Genomic DNA, 23,497 nt, shown 5'->3' with positions numbered 1-23,497 from the left:
ATTCACTCGACGATGACCGGCGTTCCCACCGAGACGTTCTCGAAGAATTTCTCCGACATGTGATGGGGCATACGGACACAGCCGTGGGATGCGGCGTAGCCCGGAAGGTATCCGGTGTGCATCCCGATCGCGTCGTTGAAGCGCATGAAGTTGGGCATAGGCGCGGGATAGAAAACCTGGCCGGGGCCGGGTTTGTCCTTCCGGATATCCGCACTTTCGTTGACGGTCATCCCGGTGGCCTTGTCCTTGATGACACCATAGAGTGTTGATTTGTGGTCCTTGCTCTTCTGGCTGATCTCGTAGGTGCCGGGTGGGGTGCCCTTGTCCTCCTTGCCGGATGAGATCTTGGATACGCCGACAAGTACGCCGGATTTGTAGAAATACGCCTTCTGCTCGCGGCGGTTGATCTTGATGAGCGGGGAGCCGGATATGCCGTCACCGTCCCAGTAGGACACATCATCGGGGATGGCCGGAGCCGGATGATGAGGGCCGCCCGAGGCAGGGCGTGAGATCGGGCCGCCTATGCCCGCCATGTAGTCGGAACCCGGCGGCGAGCTGTTCAGGCAGGACGCCAGCAGGAGCGAGGCGGTGAGTAGAAGCAGATATTTCATGTTTGCGAAGGACTTATGCCGCATTTTCGCCGGGAATCAAGGTTGAACATGGGCGGATGGCGGGGTTGCAGGCAGCTGCGGGATTGTCTACAAGGGCGCAGCGATGGATGAGAAATTGCAATTGCCGGGGCATTACGAACTGGAGCGCGAGCTTCGCGAGCAGTTGAGCGGCAGGCCGGGGCACCAGCGCTGCGTGGTTGGGCATGACGAGCTCTTGCTTGTCCTGCACGAGGTTCCCAAAGCGGGCGTGCCGGAGCGGGATGCGCTGTTTTTCTGGCGCAGGATGGACGGGCGCTGGATCCAGCCGGGGGGGCCGGGGCTGGATGAACTCGGCGATCTGCTGGATCGTTATGCGAAGGCGATCGATGAAAGGGAGGAGTTGCTTGAGAAAACGGAATCCGCCCAGGATCTTTTCGATATCCTGAGGCATGCCGGGCCGCTTGCGCGTACCAGCAGGAACCTTGTCGGGGCATTGGACCAGGCGCTTGTACAGGAGCCGGAAGACAGGGAGGTGAGGGCATACCGGGACAGGGCGCAGGAGCTTGTGCGTGCATCCGAGCTGCTGCACACAGATGCCAGGGAGACCATGTTTTTCTGGCAGGCGGAGGCGGCCGAGGAACACGCGAAGTCCGCGGAACGCCTCGGGAACATCCTCTTCAAGCTCAACCTCGTCACCGGATTTTTCCTGCCGCTCGTGGCCTTCGGCGGGCTTTTCGGGATGAACGTGGAACTGCCTGAATTCGTCCAGGGGATGTTCTGGTGGATCTTCTTCGGCGGACTCATCGTCGGCGGATTGCTCCTCAGGTATGTGGCCAGCGAGAAGCGATGAGATGCGGTTTCACCGATGGGGCAGGCTGCGTTCCCGGGTAGGCTACCCGCACGAAAAAAGCGGAAGCCGTTAGGGGCTTCCGCTCTATGAATCCTACGGCCAGGCGTTCCTACGAACGCGTTCACTCACCCGTTGGTGAGATCAACCGTCTCCTGATCGGCGGGGGCGGCGCCCATGCTGAAGCGCCAGCGAACCTTGTTGCGCTTGGAGGCGGTGCGCAGCTTGCGCTGCTTGCGCTCGGTCGGGGTTTCGAAGGCGCGGCGGCGGCGCATTTCCTCGAGGATTCCCTCGGAATCGAGCTTGGTTTTGAGGCGTTTGAGGGCGCGGTCAACCGGCTCCCCTTTTTTCATGTTCACTCCACGCATGCTGATGATTTTCGTTTGTTGTAAGTCTTGGATCTTGTTTGGGGCGCGGTGTATGGGCTTGAAGTGCTGGCAAGTCAAGCTTGAAACCGGGCCGCTTGGTTTCACTCACCGAGTCCGAAGCGGACGAAGCGGGTGACGGTGAGGGTGTCGCCGAGTTCCTTCCCCTTGTTCTCGAGGAGCTGGGACACGGTGGTATCGGGGTCTTTGACGAAGCCTTGCTCCAGGAAGCAGGATTCCGCGAAGAACTTGGAGAGCTGTCCCTTGAGGATGTTCTCGATGATGTTCTCCGGCTTGCCTTGCTCGAGCAGGCGGACCCGGAAGATTTCCTTCTCCGCATCGACGATGTCCTGCGGGATGTCGTCGCGGGAAAGGCCTTTCGGGGCGGAGGCGGCGATGTGGAGGGTGAGATCCTTGGTGAGTTCCTGGAAGGCAGCGGCCGACGCGGTTTCCGGCTTGGTGGTGCCGACCTCGAGGAGCACGCCGACCTTGCCGCCGAGGTGGATGTAGGAGGCGACGACCCCGCCCGGGGCGGCATCGAAGCGGACGTACTTACGGAGCTGGATGTTTTCCCCGAGCTCGAGGACTTTTTCCTTCACGAAGTTTTCAAGGCTGCTGTCGCCGTGGGGGATGGCGAGGGCTGCATCGCGATCCTTGGCATCGGAAGCGGAGAGCTTGTCGGCGATGCCGGAAACGAATGCCTGGAAGTTCTCGTTGCGGGAAACGAAGTCGGTCTCGCAGTTGACCTCGAGGAGGATGCCGGAGGTGGTGCTGTCGTTGACGCGTGCGGTGATGATGCCTTCGTTGGCCTCGCGGTCGGACTTGGTGCCGGCCTTCATGATGCCGCGCTCGCGGAGCAGCTTGATGGAGGCTTCGATGTCGCCGTTGGTTTCGGTGAGGACTTTCTTGCAGTCCATCATGCCGGCGTTGGTCTTGTCGCGGAGTTCCTTGACGATTGATGCGGTGATCATTTGTGGAAGTTTGCTGGTTGGGAGTGTTCAGTGTTCAGGGAAGAGGCTGATTGAAAATCGGCGGCTCTCCGGGGTGAATTACTTCTTCTTTGCCTTGACCATGGCATCGACCAGGTTCTGGAGGATGATGCGGATGGATCGGATCGCGTCGTCGTTGCCGGGAATCGGGTATTGGACTTTGGCAGGGTCGGCGTTGGTATCTACGATTGCGACGATGGGGATCTCAAGGCGGTGCGCCTCGGCGACGGCGATGGTCTCGCGGGCGGAATCGACGATGACGATGGCATCTGGCTTTTTGTCGAGATCGCGGACACCGCGGAGGTTGCGGAGTAGTTTTTCGCGCTCGCGGCCGAGGGCGGCGAGTTCCTTCTTGGACATGGATTTGAACTCGGGTTGTTTCTCGATGTTCTCGAGGTAGCGGAGGCGCTCGACGGATTTGCGGACGGTGGTCGCGTTGGTGAGCATGCCGCCGAGCCAGCGGTGGTTGACGTAGTGTTGTCCGGTGGCCTCAGCGGCCTCGCGGATGGCATCCTGTGCCTGGCGCTTGCAGCCGACGAAGAGGACGTTCTTGTTTTTTCCTGCGAGATCTGCGAGGAAGTCCGCGGCCTTGTCGAGCTGCTGGACGGTTTTCTCGAGGTTGATGATGTAGATCCCGCCCTTGTCCTTCATGAGGAAGGGCTTCATGCGCGGGTTCCATTTTTTCGTTTGGTGACCGTAGTGGACGCCTGCGTCCACCATATCTGCGATTAGTTCGTTGACCATTTTGTTTGTTCTGCTTGTCCCGTCTTGAATCAGATCGGGCGATTCTGGAGTCCTGCCACGCATGGTTTCCCAAGGGCTCCGTTGTTCTGAGGTGGCTGAAGGGGCGGGGGATTTACGGGTTCCGCGGAAAAAGGGCAAGCATTTTCACGGAATCTTCCAAGATAAGGACTCATTCCACGACGGGCAGCCATTCCGGGAGTGTTCCGGGGACGCCGGCCAGGCGGGGGTTGGCCTCCCACTGGTCGTCCTTGCCGATGATGCGGGATGCGATGCGGCGGAGGGAGTCCTTGGCGTCGATGTTGCGCACGGGGCTACGGAGGCGGTCTCCGGGGGCAGCCGGGTCGAAGGACCAGGAGAACATGATACGTGAATCGACCATTCCGGGCTTGGCTCCGTGGGTGCGGGTCTCGCCGAAGCGCATGTCGGCGAGCCATACGCCCTTGGCGTGGGGGCGGGCGATCCACCAGCCGCGTGAGAACCATGTGAGGGTTTTGATTTCCCGCTCGCCCAGGAAGGGTGCGAGGGCTTCCTTGCGGCGTGGATAGACCGTCCACCGCACGGGCGTGGATGGGAGTTCGAGGACGGAGCGGTAGCCGATCCAGATCTCGTCGCCCCGATCGACGGCAGAGCGCCAGAGGAGTGTGTTGAAGGCGGTGGGTGCCTCCATGCGGCGCTCGCAGGTGATTCCCCGGCGGGCGAGATCCGCCTCGAAACCGGCGGAGGCGATGAATTTCATGGCGATGGAGAAAAGCACGTAGCCGGTGCTGAGGCCAAGCCCCCAGCGGAGGATGCGGGTGCGTTTCCGCTGCTGTTTTTTGGTGCGGAGAAATGCCAGCCAGGCGAGGGAAGCGACGAGCGGCAGGGTGTAGAGGGGATCGATGATGAAGAGGTGGTTGAATGCGATGCGGGTTTCCGAAAACGGCCAGAGGACTGAGGTGCCATAGACGGTGAAGCAATCGATGAGGACGTGGGTGGACCATGTCAGGAAGACGAAGATACCGGCGCGGGCGGGGCTGATTTTTTCCCTCTTCCATAGATTCGCCAAGGGCTTGGCGAGAAACAGCGAGGCGATGACCATGAGCAGCAGCGAGTGGCTGGCACCGCGGTGGTGGTAGAGGTTCCCGGCGGTGTCGAGGAACGGTGCGGCGATGATATCGAGATCCGGCAGTGTTCCGAAAAGCAGGCCCCAGGCGAGGGCGCGGTTGCCGAGTTTTTTCCCGAGGACGGCCTCGCCGACGGCTGCGCCAAGTGCTGCTTGGGTGAGGGAATCCATTTTCGGGTAAAAACTGAAAGTCTGAAAGTCTGAAGCGATGGGTCAGTTTTCGTTGATTTCGGGCTCTTGGGGAGGATTGAGGATGGTGCCGAACTCCCTCCACAGGAGGCGGGTGATGTTGGAGTTGATGGCGGCCATGGGATCGTCGAGGGCTTCCGGGGCGGGGTTGTAGGAAGCGGATTTCGCGAGGTGGGCGCGGATGAGGTTGAAGGAGGTCTTGAGGAGGTCTGCGGCGAGGGCTTCCGGATTGTCGGTGGTGAAGGACAGAACGTCCGTGGAGGGTGCGTTTTCACCGGCTCCGGTGATCCATACGGCGACGGGCGTGGGCGCATCCGTGCTGCGTATGGAGCGGCCGATGTTGAGCTTGAAGGAAAAATCCAGCAACCCGGAGGAGGCGGTGCCCAGGTCTGAGCTGATCTGGCCGAGGATTTCCGGGAGCACATCCGCGAATTTCTCGCCGGTGCCGACATGGATGAGGACGGGCAGGGCGGCTTCCTTTTGTGAGTTCCAGCGCGGCAGGGTGGGGCGGAGCAGCGTGATGGCGGAGAGGGCGGATTTCGTTTCCTCCGGATCCGCCTGCGAGAGGTCGAGCACGCGCTCGTAGGCCAGCAGGGCGCGCTGGAATGCGCCCTCGCCCTCCAGCGCACGGGCGAGGGCGATCAGTTTCGCGGCACCTTCCGGGGCGCGGTCGGAGTAGCTGTCGAGCTGCGGGGGCGACTGGATGTCGCCGAGTTCCACGGGATCGATGCGGATGGGGTCGGGCAGAGCCGGTTCGCTGTCCGGGAGAGGGATCCTGATGGAGATGGCATCGTCCTCGATGCGTGAGACGGGCAGGGAGGCGAGGGCTTCCGCCCGTATCATTTCCAGCCTGGCCTCGGATGGTGGGGTGAGGAAATCCATGCTACGTGTGCCTCCGACCCAGATCAGGGCGACGCTAATGAGGCAGATGGGTATGGCGAAGTAGAGGGGGATTCGCATGATGTTTTCTGCGTGACTCTAGGCGGGGAAATACGGAAGGAAACCAATAAAAAGCCCCGGAGGCGATGAACCTGCGGGGCATTTCTGGAATGATATCGGGGCTGCGGTCAATCGGCGCTCTTGACGAGCAGGGCGCGCTTGCCGACGCGCTCGCGGAGGTAGTGGAGCTTGGCGCGGCGGACTTTGCCACGGTTGGTCACCTCGATCTTGGCGATGCGCGGGGTGTGCACGGGAAATACTCGCTCGACGCCCTCGCCATAGGAAATTTTCCGCACCGTGAAGGCGGAGTTGATGCCGCTGCCGCCCTTGGCGATGACGAGGCCTGCAAAGATCTGGACGCGCTCCTTGCCGCCCTCGACCACCCGGCAATGCACCTTGACGGTGTCGCCCACGTTGAATGATGCAACGTCTTCCTTGAGTTGCTCCTGCTCGATTTTCTTGATGATGTCCATGGCGTTGGTGGTTGCGGAAAGGTATCTGAATTTGCGCTGCGTGAAATGCAGCCTCATGCGCGGGGCGAGATGGCTAGTGGATGGGTTCGCCTTTTGCAAGGGTGAAATTGGGAAATAAATGCGGAAATGCGCAAAACCCGTGATGGTGGATCACGGATCCTATTTTCCGTAAACGGAACCGGGGTCGAAAGAGAGATCGGTTTGGGTGAATTCCAGCGCGGCGGGGCTGCCTGGGACGATCTTGCGGTAGAAGCAGGAATCACGCCCGGTGTGGCAGGCTCCCGCGCCGATTTGCTCGACCACCAGCACCAGCGCGTCTTGGTCGCAGTCGGTGCGGATCTCGATGATTTTCTGGGTGTGCCCGGAGGTTTTCCCCTTGTGCCAGATTTCCGAGCGGGATCGTGACCAATAAACCGCCTCGCCCGCTTCCAGGGTGAGCTTGAGGGATTCCGCATTCATGTATGCGAGCATGAGAGGTTCCTTGGTGGTGGCGTCTACCGCCAAGGCCGGGATCAGCCCGTCGGAATCGAATTTCGGGGCGAATTCGCCGGATTCCTCGATCTGTGCCTTGTCCTTGCGTGGGGAAAATGGGGTGCTGTCTGGCATGGTTAGGCGAAGCTAGGTTTTGCGCGGGAAAGGTCAAGGGCTGGGAGTTGCGCAGCGGCTGCGGTGAGAGAAATGCTTTGCGGGGAAGGGAAGTGTGGGCTTGGCTGGCGGTGTGACGATGAATGCAGTTGAATTGGCGGAATCCGCACGGAACGGTGGGGCTCCGCCGGATGGGATTTCCATGGAGGCTAGGGCGCTCTGGCATTGCCTGGCGGGGAATTGGGATGCGGCGCATGATCTCTGCCAGGAGATCCCGGGAACGCCTGGATCCTGGATCCATGCCTGGCTCCACAGGCAGGAAGGCGATACGGGGAATGCCGGCTACTGGTATTCGCGGGCGGGGCGCACGATGCCGGGCAAGGGTGTCTCGTCCGAGGAGGAATGGAAGGGTATCGCCAGGGAGCTTGTCGGCTGAACGATCATGGATTTTGCAGAACGCCATGAGATCTGGATCTCCCCCTACACGCTGCGTGCGCGGGGTTTCCTCAATGCGGTTTCCTCCCGCCGGGAGTTTTCCGGAGTATTGATCCGGGTGGGCAAGGGATATGGCTGCATCCACCCGTGGCCGGAGCTGGGAGATATCCCTGTCGGGAAATGCCTGGAGGATCTCAAGGGGCGGCGTGCCTGGCCCATTGTGAGGCGGGCGCTGAGGTGCGCGGAGTTCGATGATGCGGCGCGCGTTGCGGAGGAGTCCTTGTTCGAGGATATGGAGGTGCCGACCAGCCATGCGACGCTGGTGAAGGCGGATGCGGCGGAGGTCTCGGCGGCCGTGGCGGCGGGCTTCACGGTGGTGAAGATGAAGGCGGGACGAGATCTCGCCGCAGAGGCCGATTTCCTGGGGAAAATGGTGGCGGCTTATCCAACGCTGCGGTGGCGGCTGGATTTCAATGAGGTGCCGGATCCGGAAACGGCGGACGGGTTTCTAACAGGGCTCCCGCCGCAGGTGCGAGAGGCTCTCGATTTCATCGAGGACATCTGCCCGTTTTCCGAAACCACATGGGCTGGGCTTTGGAAAAAACACCGGGTACCGCTGGCGGTGGACCGAGAGTCCGGGCCGCACCGCAAGGCGGCGCAGCTCACCGTCATCAAGCCTGCGCTGGACGAGCCTTTCCTGCTGGCGGAAGCGGCTGCGATGAACGGCCAGGCGGTGGTGGTGACCAGTTACATGGATCATCCGCTCGGACAGGCCTTTGCGGCATGGGAGGCGGCGCGTATGGAGCTGCTTTTTCCGGGGTTGGTGAGGGTCTGCGGGCTGCAGACGCACCATCTTTTCGAGAACAATGCCTTCACGGAGGCGCTGGGCGAATGGAAGCCGGGGTTCACGGTTCCTGGCGGCACGGGCCTAGGTTTCGATGATCAGCTTGATGCGCTCACCTGGGTGAAACTTTCATGAATGTGAAGGCTGTCAGATCGGCAAGGTTCTGGGAGGACGAGGGATGCTACCCGGACGGGGTGCCTTTCCACACATCCGGCAGCACCGGGCAGCCGAGGTGCATCGTGCTGCCAAAAGAGGCGCTGCTGCTCTCCGCGCGGGCGGTGAACGAATGGCTCGGTGCCGGGGCGGATGCGGTCTGGGGCTTGGCGCTTCCCATCGATCACGTGGGTGGCTTCGGCGTGGTGGCGCGTGCCCATGCGGCGGGCTGCGGGTTTTCCCGATACCAGGGAAAATGGGATGCCCGGAAATGCGCGGGCTGGCTGCGGGAAAGCTGCGTCACCCATCTTTCGCTGGTGCCGACCCAGTTGCACGACCTCCTGGGCGCGGGCATGGAGGCTGCCCCATCCCTGCGTGCGGTGGTGGTGGGTGGCGGCAGGCTCCCGGATGAAATGGGGCAGGCTGCGCGCGATGCCGGCTGGCCTGTGCTGGCCAGTTACGGCATGACGGAGACCTGCTCCCAGGTGGCGACCCAGGCGCTGGATTCGCTCGGCCTGCCTTTCGCGGAAGCTCCGCTCCAACTGCTGCCCATCTGGGATGCGGAGCTATCCGATGCCGGGCTGCTGCGCCTGCGCGGGGATGCGCTTTTTTCCGGGACGATCACGGACGGGGGATTCCGCCGCAGGGAGGGCGACTGGTTCACGACCAACGACAGGGTGGAGCTTTCCGCAAGGACGGTCAGACCTCTGGGCCGTTCCGATTCCCTCGTGAAAGTCATGGGCGAGTTGGTGGATCTGGACGGGATCGAAGCGCGGCTCGGCCGGCTTTGCGGCGAGCGTGGGAAAAGCGTGGCGGTGATCGCCGTCCCGGATACCAGGAAGGAACACGCCCTGATCGCTGTGTTCGAGGGCGAGGCATTGCCTTCCGCGGTCGATGATTACAACCGCCAGGCACCGGGCCCGGAGCGCATCTCGCGGTGTCATGTGGTGACTGGTTTCCCGCGCTCGGATATGGGGAAACTGCTCCGTGCCAGCCTTGCCGGGATGTGCGGGCAATGAGGCCTTGCAGTTTCCGGAACCCGTCATCGGGATAGGGAGTCGGTGATCGCCGCATGGCTGTTTTTGGCCATGGCTTACAGGGCGGAGTATTGGAACAATGATTGCAAATGAAAACCCAGATCCGTCTTGCCGCAGGTGTCCTTGCAATTCTCGCCTCACCCCTCCTTCCCGCAGCGGTGGTTGTCTCATGGGATTTCGATTCGGGGGTCGAAGGCTGGACGTCGTCACTGCCCGTTTCCCCTTTCACGCAGACAACGGTCGATCCTGTCGCCGCATCCGGAGGATTCCTCAGCGGAACCGCGCTTTCCAACAACAACGATCCACAGCTTTACCGAACCGGGCTGAACCTCACCCCGGGAGCCGGCGAAAGCTGGGTCGCCCTCACTTTCCGCGTCCGCGAAACCCAGGATGCCGATAACATCGCGAACCCGGCACAAGCGGCAGGCATCGTCACTGTGTTCAACAGCACGGGACTCATTCTCAGCCTAAACAATTCGTCCCAGGCGATCTCATCCCCTGCAAACGGAACGGTCGCGGCGGATGGATGGTTCGAGGTCACTTATAACATCAGCGGATTCAATCCCGCAACGCCCATCACCCAGATCCGCCTAGATCCCATCGGCGGCGCCCGATCGAACAGCAACTCGGAAACCGCGAACAACCTTTTCGAGGTCGACTTCATCCGCCTGAGCGACAGCTCCGTGATCCCGGAGCCGTCAACCGCGCTTCTCGCCTTCGCCGGAGCGCTTGGCCTTCTTCGCCGCCGCCGCCAGGTGTTCGCTTCCCTTCCATGAAACGGCTGCCGGTTCGCTCCGGCAGCCGTTTTCCCATCACGCGGGTTCCCCTCGATGTGTGTTTCGGATATGTGTTCGTGGAGCTTTCCGGCTTGGCGCAAGGGCTCCGGAGAGGCATTTTCATCCCATGCCGAACCAATGGACAGGAAAAGGAAACCCATACACCCGCAGCGAGGTCATCGAGCGGCTGCATGACACGCTCTCGAAAGGAACCGCGATCATTGCCGCAGGAGCGGGGGCGGGGATCAGTGCCAAATTCATCGAGAAAGGCGGGGCGGATCTCATCATCATCTACAACAGCGGCCGCTTCCGCATGATGGGTCATGGCTCGACGGCGGGTCTCATGGCCTATGGCGATGCGAACGCGATCGCGATGGAGATTGGCGAATACGAGGTGCTTCCCATCGTTGAGGAAATCCCCGTGATCTGCGGGGTGCACGCCACCGATCCCCGCCGCCGCATGTGGCACTGGCTGGGGAAGGTGAAAGACATGGGTTTCTCCGGAGTGAACAATTTCCCCACCCACACGATCGTGGACGGACACTTCCGCGGGGTGCTTGAGGAAACGGGAATGAGCGTGGAAAAGGAGTTCGAGATGATCGGGCTCGCACGCAGGATGGATATGTTTTCCATCGTCTATGTGGGATCTCCCGAGGAGGCAAAGCGCATGGCGGAGAACGGCGCGGATGCGATCATCGCCCATGTCGGCACGACCGTCGGCGGCTCAATCGGGGTGCGCGATGCGGTGGTGAGCTGGGAGGAGACGATCAAACGCACCCAGGACATCATCGACGCGGCGAAGACCGTCCGCGATGACATCTTCTACCTCTGCCACGGCGGCCCGATCAACACGCCGGAGGACGCCGACCGCGTGATCCAGGCGACGGATTGCGTCGGCTTCGTCGGCGCATCCTCCCTGGAGCGGATGAGCGTTGAGAAATCGCTGGAAGATCTCACCCGCCAGTTCAAGGCCATCCCGATCAAAAGATGAAGACCATCGCCGTCCTCGGAACGCTGGACTCGAAGGGCGCGGAACACGCGTATCTCGCGGAACTGATCCGCGCGCGCGGGCACGCACCGCTCCTCATCGATGTGGGAACGGGTGCGGAACCGGCCATGAAGCCGGATGTGACCCGATACGAGGTCGCCGGGGCGGCGGGACTGGAGCTTGATGCAATCATTTCCCGCAAGGATCGCGGCGAATGCGTCACGGCGATGTCGCAGGCGGCGCCGATCCTGCTTTCGAGACTTCAGGCCGATGGGGAAATCCACGGAGTGATCTCGCTCGGGGGAGGGGGAGGCACGGCGATCGCCACTGCGGCGATGCGGGCTCTGCCCATCGGTTTCCCGAAGCTGATGGTCTCCACCCTCGCTTCCGGCAACACCGCCCATTACCTCGGCACCAGCGACATCACGATGATGCCGAGCATCGCCGATGTGGCCGGGCTGAACCGCCTTTCCAAAACGATCTTCGCCCGCGCCGCAGGGGCGATCTGCGGGATGGTCGAGGCGAGGATCGATGTATCGGACGACAAGCCGCTGATCGTAGCCTCCATGTTCGGTAACACCACCGCCTGCGTCACCGAGGCGAAGCGCATCCTTGAGGAGAACGGCTACGAAGTGCTGGTCTTCGCCGCCACAGGAGCCGGCGGGAAATCGATGGAAGCGGTCATCGAAAGCGGCATGGCCGTCGGCGTCCTCGACATCACCACCACCGAGTGGGCGGATGAGCTAGTCGGCGGCGTCCTCACCGCCGGGCCGACGCGCATGGACGCCGCCGCGAAGGCGGGGATCCCCGTGGTGATCGCGCCGGGCTGCCTCGACATGGTGAACTTCGGCGAGCGCGCCTCGGTGCCCGAAAAATTCGAGGGACGCAATTTCTACATCCACAATCCCCAGGTGACCCTGATGCGCACCACGCCGGAGGAATGCGCCGAACTCGGTCGCATCCTTGCGGAAAAGGCGAACGCCTGCGGAGCGAACAGCGCGATCCTGATCCCGACCAAGGCGATCAGCGTCATCAGCGCGGAAGGGCAGCCATTCCACGATCCCGAGGCGGATGCGGCGCTTTTCGAAACCATCGGAAAACATGCCACCGTTGAGGTCGTAAGAATCGACGCGGAGATCAACGATTCCGGATTCGCACGCGCCTGCGCCGAACGCCTCCTGACACTATTGGAACAAAGCCCATGAAACACCTGCTCCTTTTTCTCGCCCTCCTCCAGGTCGCAGCCGCTGCAGAACCTCTCCGTGTCTTCATCCGCTCCGGCCCGAAGACGCATCGCCCGGGCTGCCATGACTATCCTGCGTTCCTCAGGGACTGGACGGCGTTGCTGAACGAACGCGGTGCGAAGGCCACCGGCGGAAACGATTTTCCCACGAAGGAACAGCTCGCGGAAACGGATGTGGTCATCCTCCACGCCTCGGAGGCCGGGAACATAGACGGGGAAAACAGGAAAAACTTCGAGGCCTATCTGGAGCGCGGCGGAGGGGTCGTCGCGATCCACGGCGGCGCGGTCTCGCGGGATCACGGCTGGTACAAGCAGGTCATCGGCGGATCATGGAACTTCGCCCAGACGAAATTCCTCGAAGGCCAGATGTCCCTGTATTTCACCGACATCGAGAACCCGATCACGCAGGGCGTCTCGAACTTCGACCTCGACGACGAGATCTATTACGACATGGAAATCCTTCCCGAGGCGAAAATCCTCGCTGCCGCCTACACGCCGAAGGCGAAGGACGGGAAAGTCGGCAAGGACAACCGGGTGAACGTCTATGACATCCAGCCCCAGATGTGGACCTATGAAACGGGAAACCGGCGCGCCTTCGTCTGCATCCCGGGACACGTTTACGCGAATTTCTCCCATAACTCCATCGAGAGCGTCCTGCTCCGCGGGATCGCATGGGCGGGGAAAATGGACGATGCCGATGCGCTTCTAGCAGACAGGGAAAAGACCAGGTCCGCCCTGCGTTATCCCGTCGGCGGCCCGACCCGTCCGGAAGAGGCGGCGGCGAAGATTGAGCTGCATCCGGAGTTCGGGATCTCGCTTGTCGCCGCGGAACCGCTCATCAACAAGGCGATGAATCTCGATTGGGACGAGAAAGGCCGACTATGGGTGGTCGAGAGTCCCGAATACCCGAACGGATTGCGGAAAACGAACACCGATGTCTGGAAGGATTCCGGTTCGATCGCAGCCGGTGCCTACGACCGCGAACCCACGGACCGGATCAGCATCCTCTCCGATGGCGACGGCGACGGGCGCATGGATCAAAAGAAGGTTTTCGCCGACAAGCTCGAGCTCGCCACCGGATTCGTCCTTCACCGCAATGGCGTCATCGCCGCCGCCGCGCCGGACATCTGGTTTCTCGAGGACACCGATGGCGATGAGGTCGCGGACAAGCGCACCAAGCTCTACACCGGCCTCGGCAACGGTGACACCCACGCCGTCATCAACAACCTCCGCTGGGGGCTGGACGGTTGGATCTATGCCACCCACGGCTATTCCGCCGGAAATGTGAAATGCCTCGGTGCACCCGAAAAGCCACCCGTGAACATCGGCTCCGGCGTGGTTCGTTTCAAACCCGACGGTACGGAGATCGAGATGTATTCCAGCAAGCGCGGCAACACCTGGGGACTCTGCATGGGCACCGACGGCCAGGTTTTCTGGACCCAGCCGACCAGTGGCGTCGTCTTCTTCCATACCGTGCTGCCCGAGAGCGTTCTCCAGAAAGGGAAATTGCCAGGGACGGAAAGTTTCCACGGGATGGTAGCGGGGCAGAGAACCTATCCGCTCATGGATTGGCAGCAGGCCGCCTACCGGCAGATCGACTGGGTCGGCTCCTACACCGCCGCCGCGGGTTGCGCTGTCTATGAGGGCGGGGCTTGGCCGGAGAAATGGAACCTGAGCTACTTCACCGGGGAGCCGACGATCAACATCGTCAGCCACTATTTCGTGAGGCCGGATGGCATCACCTACACCGCGGAAAAGGAAAAGGGCAGGGAGGAAACCGAGTTCATCCGCAGCAGCGATCTCTGGTTCCGCCCCATCGATACCCGCATCGGTCCTGACGGCGCGCTGTATGTGATCGATTTCTACAACCAGGCGGTGATCCACAACGACACCCGCGGCCCGAAACACAATCCGGCGAACGCGGCGGTCAGGCCGGATCGCGACCATTACTTCGGGCGGATCTGGCGCATCCAGCACAAGCAGGCGAAGAAAATCGGAGTGCCGGTGATCGACAAGGGCAGCCCGGACTCGGTCAAGGCCGCTCTCGGCAGCCCGAACGGGCACACCCGCCAGACCGCCATGCGCCTGCTCCGCGAGGCGGGAAATCCGCCGCAGGCCAAGACCGGCTCCGAGGCCATGGCGACCTACGGAAAATTCCGGAATCCGGAATCCGCCGAAGACCGCAAGCAACTCATCGCCGCTTTTTCCGAAGCGAAGGACAACTGGACGAAGTCCGCCCTGATCGCCGCGGCCAGCGAGAATCCCGTCGCCGTGATCACCGATTGCCTCGGCTCCTCCGCGCCGGGAAACACCGAACAACTGGCCGGCAATCTCGTGCGCTCCGCGCTTTCGGGCGATTCGCCGCAACACGTTTCCGAGCTGATCCAGGCGGTCGCCGGAAGCGTGACGGCCGAAGGATCGAGCCTGCGCGCGACGATCCTCCAGGAAATCGTTGCCGCCAAAACGGGCAAGGTCGCACTCGACTCGCCGTTGGAATCCTCCTTGGTGAAACTGCTGGAAGACCCCGGGACTTCCTCCGCCGCCATTTCCCTCATCAAGCGCTTCGATGAGAGCGGCGAACTCGATGCCGCAGTGAAAAAACGGGTCGCCCAGCTCGTCGCGGATCTGTCCGGCGAATCCGCCACGGAGGCCGAGCGGATCGCGGCGGCGAAGTCGCTGATTTCCATCGGCAACAAGGAGGCGCTGGATTCCACGATGGCCATGGTCAGGGACGCCAAGGCCACGGCCAGCCCGATGAACCTCGCGATCATTTCCGCCTACGCCGATTCCCCGGAGGTCGTCAAACTGGCGCTCGCCTTCGCTCAGATCGCGGAACCGCTGCGTATCGCGGCCTTCGAGGGAATCGTGAAACATCCGGGAGCCACGCTGAAACTCCTGGAGGAGATCGAGGGGGGGCGGATGCAGGTGGGGGAGCTTTCGCCGAGCGACATTTCCCGCCTGTTCAGCCATCCGGATGGGAAGGTTCTGGGGAAAGCCAGGCAGATGAACGACAAGCTCCGTCCCGGCCTGCGGGAGAAGAACGAGATCATCGCAAGCCTCCTACCCGAGCTTTCCAAACCGGCGGATGTTGGGAACGGCAAGGCCGTGTTCACCGCCGCCTGCGCCGTCTGCCACCAGTTCGGCGATCTCGGCACCAGCCAGGTCGGCCCCGCCCTGACCGGGATGGGAACCCATGCCCCTGCGGAGCTTCTGGGTCACATCGTCAACCCGAACCTTGAGGTCGATCCGAGTTTCTGGCAGTGGAACATCACCACCAACGACGGCAAGTCCATCGCCGGCACGGTGACCTCGGAGAACGCGACCACCGTCGCCATCCGCAACCAGGGCGGCGAGATGGAGATTCGGAAATCGGACATCAGGATCCGCGAGAACACCCGCCGCTCGCTCATGCCGGAAGGGCTCGAAGGTCTCGGCGCAAAGAACATCCGCGACATCATCGCCTACATGGGAGCCGCTGACAGAGCGCGTCTCGGCACGGAGGAAAAGAAGGAGGCCGCTCCCGAGACCAGCCTGTCCGATCTGCCGCCGGACAGCACCGCCGCCACCGGGCAGAAATTCCTCGAACCTCGCAGGACGGACGAAAGCTTGCGCGTACTCCTCGTCGGCGCGGGATCTTCGCACCATTTCCCGCGCGATTTCATCGCCACGGATCGCGCGACACTTTCCAAGACCGGCGCGGATGTGATCGGCACCATGAACCTCGCCGAGGCGCTCGATGCCATGCCCAAGGCGGATGTCCTCGTTTTCTCCGGAAACCACGACCAATGGGGCACCCCGGAATTCCAGAAAGCCCTCCACGATTTCGCCGACGCAGGGAAGGGGATACTCCTCCTCCACGCCGCCACATGGTCGCACCCGTGGAAGGGCTACAACGAACGCTTCGTCGCCGGTGAAACGAAAGCCCACGGCAAAGGGGATGTGGACGCGGAGCGCATCGCTTCCGCCGATCACCCCATCCTCAAAGGTGTTCCGGAATCCTTCACCATCGCCGACGAGTCCTACCACTTCAGATTCTCCAGCAAGGACGGCCACACCACACTCATCGAGAACCAGCCCGACGGCAAAAGCCCCGACCGCCACCCCGCCCTCTGGATCGTCAACGACCCGAAGGCACGCATCGTCGCCTACACCCACGGCCACGACGACAAATCCCACGCCAACCCCAACTACCAAACGATAATCACCAACGCCGTCCAATGGGTTTCCGGAAAATGATCTTCCACTGATCACTGCTCACTTGGCACTAGCCACTTATTACCATGTTCACCCACGCCCACACCGCCTCGACCGAGACCATAGACGGCCGCGACCACATCTGGCACTCCAAGCCCGGCCTCACGCCCACCGATGATCTCCTCGTCGTCCACTGCACGATCCCGCCCGGCGGCTGCCATGCCTTCCACACCCACCCGAACAAGGAAGAGGTGATCTACGTGATCGAGGGCGAGGCGGAGCAATGGCTGGAGCAGGAGAAACAGTCGCTCGGCCCCGGGTCATCGGTGTATGTGCCGAAGAGTGCCGTCCACGCCACGTTCAACCGCACCGACCGGGATCTGAAATTCATCGCCATCATCACCCCATGTTCCGCCGAGGGCGAGATCCACGTGGCGGTGGATCAACTGGAGCCTTGGAAGGCATCCTTGGCCCAGGAGGGTATGCATTCTGCCGCCGGATAGGAATGGAGGATATGGCCCGGCTTGCCGGGCACAGGATCCAGCCCTTCCATGGTCACTTCACTTCCGTGAGCGTGAACTCCTTTACGGTGACCCCGCGGCTGCCTTGCTTGAGTTGGAAGTGTAGGGTGTTCTTGCCTTTGTCGAGGGAGAGTTCGATGGGTTCCGACTGCTGCCACATGCCCAGGGTGTATGGGACGGGGGTTTCCACGGGTTGCTTGGAATCGTTCACGGCGAAGGTGAATTGCTGTCCGGTCTGGACGGTGGCGACTTTTGCGGTGAGCAGGTATTTCCCGGAGAAGGGGAGTTCGAACTCGTAGTCGGCGGTGGCTCCGCCGAGGAAGTGGACTTGCATGCCCCCGCCGAAGCTTTTCATGGCGGCGGCTTTTCCGGATGACTTCCCATGGGCGACGGCGGGGATGGTGACGTTGCCGTCTTTCACGATGATATCCTGATCCGCAGCGGAGACGGTGTCGGAAGCGACTTTTTGCTCGCGCTCATTGGCCTCGCCAAGCTCCTGGCCGAGGGGGCCGAGGGTGACGGCGGTTGCTGCGAGAAGTTTCCTCTGGTAACGGGCCATGCCGCTCCAGAAGCCGCCGTCAATTTTCCGGCGCTCGTTATAGGCCTGCTCGCCGAGGATGCGGCTGATCCATTCTGCGCGGAGCACTTTCAGGTATTCCTCGGTGCCGTGGGCGCGTGCCTGGGTGTCGAGCAGGAACTGGTTTCCGCTCATCGAGACCTCGTCCTTGTCCCACCAGCTGTGTTGGAATCCGGCACCGAGGTTGACGACCCAGCCTTTGGGTGTCCAGTGGCTCACGGCGGCGTGGGCTTTCTGGGTGACGCCCCATGTGGGGATGCCGAAGCAGCGGAGCATGAAGCGTCCGAAGAATGCGCGGCGACCGCAGACACCGCCGTTGCGTATGATGTTCTGGTGCTGCTGGAGGGAGGGCTCGTCGTACTGGACGTTCTGTGAACCGTAGGGGACTTCGCTTTTTACGGCGGCAACGTAGCGCCAGCCGTAGTCGTTGTTGTAGATGTGATCGGGGCGGTAGTTGCGGAGCATTTCGCGACCCCATGCGAGGATCTCGTCGGGGGAATCGCAATTGATGGCGTGGCGGTATTCCCAAGTGGTGAATTCCTTGAATGCGGGATCGAGCTCGCCGGCGAGGAAGGCTTTCTCGTAGTGGAGGTAGCGGTTGACCGGATCGATGGTGGCCGGCGCGTCGGTTGCCTCCTTGGGATTGTTTGCGTTGATGGGGCGGGCGTGCTCGAGGGCGGTCGCCAGTGCGAGGCGGCGCAGGTTGCCATCGGCGGCCTTGCTGCTGGCCTTGTTGATTTGGGAAAAAATTTCCATGGCCCGGCCGTATTCGCCGAATTTTGCGCCGCCGGCGACGAGCATCTCGACGATGAGGGAGTCGTTGGCAAAGAGCTCGTCGATGAGCGCCGCGTGAGCGGCTCCCTGCTGGGCGAAGGCGGCGAGGCCACGTGGGGTGGCGTGGATCATCGCCACACATTTGGCGAGCTTGGGATCGTGGTTGCCGGTGGATAGTACGGGGGCGAGATCCGCGAGGAGGGATGTGGCGGCGGCCAACTCGTCGGCGCGGGCTTTGGTGAGGGCGGCTTGTGCGGCTTCGTTCGCCTTTGCAAGCTTGGGTTCATCGGCCTTGGCCTTGTCCCATGCGGCCTGGCGCTCCCTGAGGGCTGCAAGGCCCTCCTGCTTGTTCTTCTCCCAGTTGGCCAGATCCTTTTTCGCAGCCTCGCGCTCGGCGTCGGTGGTGGCTTTTTTCAGCGCGGCCTGGGCTTGGGCGATGCCTTTTTCGGCTCCGCCGATCCACTTGTTCTTGGCATGATCGACCAGGGCTTTGCCGGAATTCACCTTGGCGAGTGCCTGCTGGGTGGCGGAGGCTGCGGCCTCGGCCTTGCCGGTGGCCTCGATCGCGGCCTTGAAGGCGGCTTCCTTTCGGGCGTCAACCTTGGGGAGGTTTGCAGTGATTTCCGCAGTGAGTGTCCCCAGCGCTTTTTCGTAGCCCTGAAGCAGCGTTTCACCGGATTCGGTCAAGGGGGCATCGGCTTGCTGCCTGGGCTTTGCGGAGGCGATGCCCGGCGCGAGGGCGATGGCCGCGCCGAGGAGCAGGGCTTGGAATGGATTTCTGGTTCTCATGATGGTGGTTCGGATTTTCCGTGAGCGTAAACGTGGCTGCGGTGGCGTAACTTTCAAGGAACAGTGGAAGGCGGCCGCAGCTTGCCGCTGCCGGCCGATTCCCGGAATATGCAATCCGCCGCCACGGCTACCGGCCCGCGAGTTCCTGGCAGGTTTTTATATCGAGCTTGCCGGAGGCGAGGAGGGGGATTTCATCGACGGGGACGATGAGGCGGGGGCACCAGAGGGAGGTGAGGCCGTGGTCGAGGAGCTTGTAGCGGAGGTCGATGCACTCCTGCTCGAGGGCGACGCCGGCGATCGTGGAGAGCAGGACGATGGCCTCGCCCTTCTGCTCGTCAGGGACTCCGACGATGGCGATCTTGCGTTCGGTTTCCGAGTCGAGGTTCAACACCTGGTTGATGGCGGACTCGATGGTTTCGTGGGGGACCATTTCCCCGGCGATCTTGGAGAAGCGCGAGATCCGTCCCTGGATGTGGAGGAATCCATCGGCATCGAGGAAACCGACATCGCCGGTCTTGAACCAGCCGTCCTCGGAGAGGACTTCCTTGCTGCGTTTTTCGTCGCGGAGGTATCCGGGGAAAATGTTAGGCCCCTTGAGGATGATGATGCCGGGTTGGTCGAGGGGGACGGGCTGCTCGGTGGCTGCGTCTGTCAGGCGGATCGCGATGCCGGGGAGGAGCTGGCCGACCGAACCGTTGCGGAGGGCGGGCATGGTGTGGGCACCGCTTTCCGTGGCCGGCTCGGGGAGGTTGACGTTGGTGGCGGGTGAGGTCTCGGTTAGGCCGTAGCCTTCCATGGGGCGGACTCCGAACTTTTCCTCGAACGCATCGGCGAGGTTTTGCGGGAGTTTTTCCGCTCCGGTGACGACGAGCTTGAGGGACTCGAGCTGGGCGGGGTCGATGCGCTTCATGTATCCGCGCAGGAATGTGGGGGTGGCGAGAAGGACGTTGACCTGGTGGAGGGAGATGAGCTCGGCGAGGCGTTTTGTCTCCAGCGGAGAGGGGTAGGTGACGATGTTGATGCCCTCGATGACGGGATACCAGAGGGTGACGGTGCAGCCGAAGGAGTGGAAGAGTGGCAGGCAGCCGAGGAGGGAGGCTTCGCTGCCGATGTTGAGGCGGGACGCGAACTGGGCGACGTTGGCGAGTACGTTGCGGTGGGAGAGCGGGACGCCCTTGGGTTCGCCGGAGGAGCCGGAGGTGAAAAGCAGGACGGCCTCGTCGTTGTTGCGGCGTTTGTTGAGGCCGAGGATTGCGGCGATGGCGGAGGTGGGGAGGAGTTTGGTGAGGAAAGCCCATTTCACGATGGATTTCTTCAGCTCAGGGATGGTGCGCTCGATGAAAATGAGGTCGCGGTTCGGCGGCCAGGGGAAGGTGGAGACTTTGCGGACGAAAGGATCCGCGGTGATGAAGCGGTCGACGTCCGCCTGGCGGATCGAGGAGCGGATCGCGTTGTGGGAGGCGGTGAAATTGAGGTTCACCGGGATTTTTCCGGCGAAGAGGACGGCGAGGTTGGCGATCAGTCCGCCCTTGCCGGGTGGCAGGACGATGGCGACGCGTGGCTTGTCGGTCTCCTCGCGGATGTGTTGGGCGAGGGCGATGGCGACCGGAAGTATCTTGGAAAAGGGAAGCACCATGTCGTCCGCCCCGTCGATGAGGCGATCGCCGGGATTGTTTTTCAGGCCATGGAGGAGTGCGGTGGCGAGCGAGGTGGAGAGGATGGCGCGCTTGGAATAGGCATCCGAGAAGGCTCCGAACAATGCGGCCTGGAGGGTGGGGACGGAGGAGTCCTTGGGCGGGATCGCCTCGGCAAAGGCGATGACAGCAAGGGGCAGGGAGGAGATTTTCTCGATGGCCAGGCAGGACTCGCGCGGGCAATCGAGCGCGATGGGCAGGATAGGCAGGCCGAAGGAAGTCAGGGTGATGAGATGGCTGGAGGGGATGTGGATGGCTGTCGCAGGCCGGGTGGCAGCACGGCCGGGGACGAAGAGCAGGATTCCGTTGTCCCTTAGGAATTCGGCGAATTCCTTGCCGGCGACGGCTGGGTTCTTGTCCTTGCGGGAAAAGATCGCCCCGGAGCCGGATTTCTCCATGTGGGAGCGCAGGGCGGGATCGTGCTGGTCGTCTTCCTCAATGAGGTAGGTGATTTTCCTGCCGGAGAACTGCTTTTCGAGATGCAGGAGCTGGTTGAATTCGAGCCGTCCCGGGATGGCCAGGAAGCCGGTGGAGGGGATGCGTTCTGGGTGGAGGATTTGGATGGCGGACATTTTTGGAGAGTTTCCGAGGGAATTGATGCGGATTTTTCCACAGGATACACGGAGATAATCAGGATTCGACCCAGTTTTCCAGCTTCAGTCCCTCGGTGTGGGAAAACACGCGGGTGTTTCCGGTGACCGGGGAGAGTCCGTGCCCGATGGCGTGGCCGGCGATGAGCGTGTCGGGCGAGGCGATGAGGGTGGCTTTGGAGGCGATATCCTGTCGAATCCTGGGGGTGGAAATGGAGGAGTTTTTCGAGAGCGAAAGGATGGTGGCCGCATTGGTCAAAAACCCAAAGAGACCCAAGTGCCGGGATGGATTTGCGGAATGGAGCGCCCCATGACATTGGCACATGGTGGGTGACGGACGAAATGAACACCGCGCTTTCCATGCGGGGATATCCACATCCTTTTCTTGGTGGTGGGTCAAGAAAGCTCATCCTACCCATCGTCATATCGTGATTTGATGATTTGATTCTTGAATGGTCGTTTCAGGCGGATAGTTTCCCTGCATGGCGCAGGAGGATTTCACAGCGGAATTGGAAAAAAGCCTTGGGGAGCGGATCTTGGTGCTCGACGGGGCGATGGGGACGACGATCCGGACCTACGGGCTGGACGAGACGGCGGCGCGCGGGGAGAGGTTTGCGAAAAACGACAAGGATCTGCTGAACAACGGGGACATCCTTTCGATCACCCGCCCGGATGTGATCGCAGACATCCACCGGCGTTTCTACGAGGCGGGCTCGGATATCTGCGAGACCAACACCTTTTCGGCGACTGGCATCGCGCAGAGCGAGTTTTTCGTGGAGGATCCCCGCGAAAAGGGCGGGCGGAAAGATCCGGAGTTTTTCCAGAAAATCCTGGAGGACGATTTCCTCAACGAGCTCGCGTGGGACATGAACGTGAAAGGCTCCCAACTCGCACGCAAGATGGCGGACGATGTCGGCACGGACACCGGTGTGAAACGCTACGTCGCCGGCGCGATCGGGCCGCTGACCGTTTCCCTGAGCAACTCGCCGGACGCCGAGGACGCGGCATTCCGGGTGGTGACTTTCGACCAGGTGCTAGAAGCCTACCGGATGCAGGTGAGGGGGCTGATCGAGGGCGGCTGTGACATCCTGATGATCGAGACGATCTTCGATTCCCTCAACGCCAAGGCCGCGGCGGTGGCGGTGCGGGAGGTTTTCGATGAGGACGGGGTGAAACTTCCGGTGATCATTTCAGCAGCCGTTGGGCTGGGAGGTGAAACGATGATTTCCGCGCAGAAGGTGGAAGCGCTCTGGAATGCTTTCATGCACGTGAAGCCGCTCGCCATCGGACTGAACTGCTCGCTCGGCCCGGATCTCATGCGGCCGTTTCTGGAGGAACTCTCCGAGGTGGCGCAGACCTATGTTTCCGCCTATCCGAACGCGGGCTTGCCCAATCCGCTGGCTCCGACCGGCTTCGATCTGGAGCCTCCGCACATGAAGGAGTTCATGAAAGGCTTCGCGGAAAGCGGCCTGATCAACTTCGCGGGCGGTTGCTGCGGAAACACCCCGGAACACGTCCGCGCCATCGCCGAAGGGGTCAGGGGCGTGGCTCCGAGGCAAGTGTCGAGATGATTTTCACCGCAGAGGCGCAGAGGTCGCGAAGGGGCGCAGAGAGAAGATGGAGTTTATGAAAACTGAAAAAGCACGATTGAATGAACTGAGTGAGCGGGTGATTGGTGCTGCGATCGAGGTGCATCGGGATCTTGGTCCGGGGCTTTTGGAGTTCACCTATGAGGCATCTTTGATGCATGAGTTGGAGTTGCAGGGGTTCAAAGTGAAGAGGCAATTGTCGCTTCCGATCAGATACAAGGATCTGGAGATCGATGATGCCTATCGTATTGACTTGCTCGTCGAGGATTCGCTCATCATCGAGGTGAAGACAGTAGAGAGCCTTTTGCCGATCCACTCCGCCCAACTCTTGACCTACCTGCGCATGTCCGAAAAGCATCTCGGACTTCTCATTAATTTTCACACAATCCGTTTGGTCGATGGAATCAAGCGCCAAGTCCTGAATTTCCCCGAATAAGAATCTCTGCGACCCTCCGCGAACCTTTGCGTCT

Annotated in this window: 22 protein-coding genes; 11 read left to right on the top strand and 11 right to left on the bottom strand. The window is 61.7% G+C overall.

Annotation, left to right across the window (positions count from 1 at the left end; genetic code table 11):
• Window positions 1-2: 2 nt before the first annotated feature.
• Complete coding sequence (locus HZ994_04980; GenBank protein QTN31703.1) at window positions 3-635, bottom strand: L,D-transpeptidase family protein; 633 nt, start codon at window positions 633-635, stop codon at window positions 3-5.
• Between the two features lie 79 nt (window positions 636-714).
• On the opposite strand from HZ994_04980, the gene HZ994_04975 reads away from it, so the two are divergent.
• Window positions 715-1,440: a hypothetical protein gene (locus tag HZ994_04975; GenBank protein QTN31702.1), complete on the top strand. Its 726-nt coding sequence runs from the start codon at window positions 715-717 to the stop codon at window positions 1,438-1,440.
• A gap of 125 nt (window positions 1,441-1,565) precedes the next feature.
• On the opposite strand, the gene rpsU is transcribed toward HZ994_04975, so the two are convergent.
• From rpsU to hisI, 7 genes are all read right to left on the bottom strand, one after another.
• Window positions 1,566-1,805, bottom strand: coding sequence for a 30S ribosomal protein S21 (gene rpsU, locus HZ994_04970; GenBank protein QTN31701.1), 240 nt, complete (start codon window positions 1,803-1,805; stop codon window positions 1,566-1,568).
• 101 nt (window positions 1,806-1,906) lie between these two features.
• Entirely contained in the window at window positions 1,907-2,773 is an 867-nt protein-coding gene (locus tag HZ994_04965) for an elongation factor Ts (protein QTN31700.1), read from the bottom strand.
• Window positions 2,774-2,851: 78 nt separating this feature from the next.
• Window positions 2,852-3,535 carry a 30S ribosomal protein S2 gene (gene rpsB / locus HZ994_04960; protein ID QTN31699.1) on the bottom strand — a complete coding sequence of 228 codons (684 nt, stop codon included), beginning with the start codon at window positions 3,533-3,535 and terminating at the stop codon, window positions 2,852-2,854.
• 169 nt (window positions 3,536-3,704) lie between these two features.
• On the bottom strand, window positions 3,705-4,808 hold the full coding sequence (locus tag HZ994_04955; GenBank protein ID QTN31698.1) for a metal-dependent hydrolase: 1,104 nt from the start codon (window positions 4,806-4,808) through the stop codon (window positions 3,705-3,707).
• A gap of 42 nt (window positions 4,809-4,850) precedes the next feature.
• A complete protein-coding gene (locus tag HZ994_04950) occupies window positions 4,851-5,786 on the bottom strand; it encodes a hypothetical protein (GenBank protein QTN31697.1) in 936 nt (311 codons plus the stop codon).
• Window positions 5,787-5,893: 107 nt separating this feature from the next.
• Window positions 5,894-6,238 (bottom strand): 50S ribosomal protein L19, encoded by a 345-nt coding sequence (gene rplS / locus HZ994_04945; protein ID QTN34322.1) that lies wholly within the window; start codon window positions 6,236-6,238, stop codon window positions 5,894-5,896.
• Between the two features lie 159 nt (window positions 6,239-6,397).
• Entirely contained in the window at window positions 6,398-6,844 is a 447-nt protein-coding gene (gene hisI / locus HZ994_04940) for a phosphoribosyl-AMP cyclohydrolase (protein ID QTN31696.1), read from the bottom strand.
• 118 nt (window positions 6,845-6,962) lie between these two features.
• On the opposite strand from hisI, the gene HZ994_04935 reads away from it, so the two are divergent.
• From HZ994_04935 to HZ994_04900, 8 genes are all read left to right on the top strand, one after another.
• Window positions 6,963-7,259 (top strand): hypothetical protein, encoded by a 297-nt coding sequence (locus HZ994_04935; protein QTN31695.1) that lies wholly within the window; start codon window positions 6,963-6,965, stop codon window positions 7,257-7,259.
• 6 nt (window positions 7,260-7,265) lie between these two features.
• Complete coding sequence (locus HZ994_04930; GenBank protein ID QTN31694.1) at window positions 7,266-8,237, top strand: hypothetical protein; 972 nt, start codon at window positions 7,266-7,268, stop codon at window positions 8,235-8,237.
• Window positions 8,234-9,274, top strand: coding sequence for an AMP-binding protein (locus HZ994_04925; GenBank protein ID QTN31693.1), 1,041 nt, complete (start codon window positions 8,234-8,236; stop codon window positions 9,272-9,274). Before HZ994_04930 ends, HZ994_04925 begins: the two co-directional genes overlap by 4 nt.
• A 107-nt stretch (window positions 9,275-9,381) precedes the next feature.
• Window positions 9,382-10,068 (top strand): PEP-CTERM sorting domain-containing protein, encoded by a 687-nt coding sequence (locus HZ994_04920; protein QTN31692.1) that lies wholly within the window; start codon window positions 9,382-9,384, stop codon window positions 10,066-10,068.
• 127 nt (window positions 10,069-10,195) lie between these two features.
• A complete protein-coding gene (locus HZ994_04915; protein QTN31691.1) occupies window positions 10,196-11,059 on the top strand; it encodes a phosphoenolpyruvate hydrolase family protein in 864 nt (287 codons plus the stop codon).
• Complete coding sequence (locus tag HZ994_04910) at window positions 11,056-12,261, top strand: Tm-1-like ATP-binding domain-containing protein (GenBank protein ID QTN31690.1); 1,206 nt, start codon at window positions 11,056-11,058, stop codon at window positions 12,259-12,261. Before HZ994_04915 ends, HZ994_04910 begins: the two co-directional genes overlap by 4 nt.
• Window positions 12,258-16,535: a ThuA domain-containing protein gene (locus HZ994_04905; protein QTN31689.1), complete on the top strand. Its 4,278-nt coding sequence runs from the start codon at window positions 12,258-12,260 to the stop codon at window positions 16,533-16,535. Before HZ994_04910 ends, HZ994_04905 begins: the two co-directional genes overlap by 4 nt.
• A gap of 44 nt (window positions 16,536-16,579) precedes the next feature.
• Window positions 16,580-16,996, top strand: coding sequence for a cupin domain-containing protein (locus HZ994_04900; protein QTN31688.1), 417 nt, complete (start codon window positions 16,580-16,582; stop codon window positions 16,994-16,996).
• Window positions 16,997-17,048: 52 nt separating this feature from the next.
• On the opposite strand, the gene HZ994_04895 is transcribed toward HZ994_04900, so the two are convergent.
• From HZ994_04895 to HZ994_04885, 3 genes are all read right to left on the bottom strand, one after another.
• Window positions 17,049-19,154, bottom strand: a complete 2,106-nt coding sequence (locus HZ994_04895; protein QTN31687.1) for a hypothetical protein — start codon at window positions 19,152-19,154, stop codon at window positions 17,049-17,051.
• 127 nt (window positions 19,155-19,281) lie between these two features.
• Complete coding sequence (locus HZ994_04890; GenBank protein ID QTN31686.1) at window positions 19,282-21,420, bottom strand: AMP-binding protein; 2,139 nt, start codon at window positions 21,418-21,420, stop codon at window positions 19,282-19,284.
• A gap of 58 nt (window positions 21,421-21,478) precedes the next feature.
• Window positions 21,479-21,715 (bottom strand): hypothetical protein, encoded by a 237-nt coding sequence (locus HZ994_04885; GenBank protein QTN31685.1) that lies wholly within the window; start codon window positions 21,713-21,715, stop codon window positions 21,479-21,481.
• A gap of 205 nt (window positions 21,716-21,920) precedes the next feature.
• On the opposite strand from HZ994_04885, the gene HZ994_04880 reads away from it, so the two are divergent.
• Together HZ994_04880 and HZ994_04875 are read left to right on the top strand one after the other, a co-directional pair.
• Window positions 21,921-23,009, top strand: coding sequence for a homocysteine S-methyltransferase family protein (locus HZ994_04880; protein ID QTN31684.1), 1,089 nt, complete (start codon window positions 21,921-21,923; stop codon window positions 23,007-23,009).
• Between the two features lie 55 nt (window positions 23,010-23,064).
• Complete coding sequence (locus HZ994_04875; protein ID QTN31683.1) at window positions 23,065-23,463, top strand: GxxExxY protein; 399 nt, start codon at window positions 23,065-23,067, stop codon at window positions 23,461-23,463.
• The last annotated feature ends 34 nt before the right edge of the window (window positions 23,464-23,497 follow it).

The sequence above is a fragment of the Akkermansiaceae bacterium genome, assembly GCA_017798145.1.
Lineage (GTDB): Bacteria > Verrucomicrobiota > Verrucomicrobiia > Verrucomicrobiales > Akkermansiaceae > Luteolibacter.
Note: the sequence above shows the minus strand (reverse complement) of the source record. Positions and strands in the feature narration are given on the sequence as shown.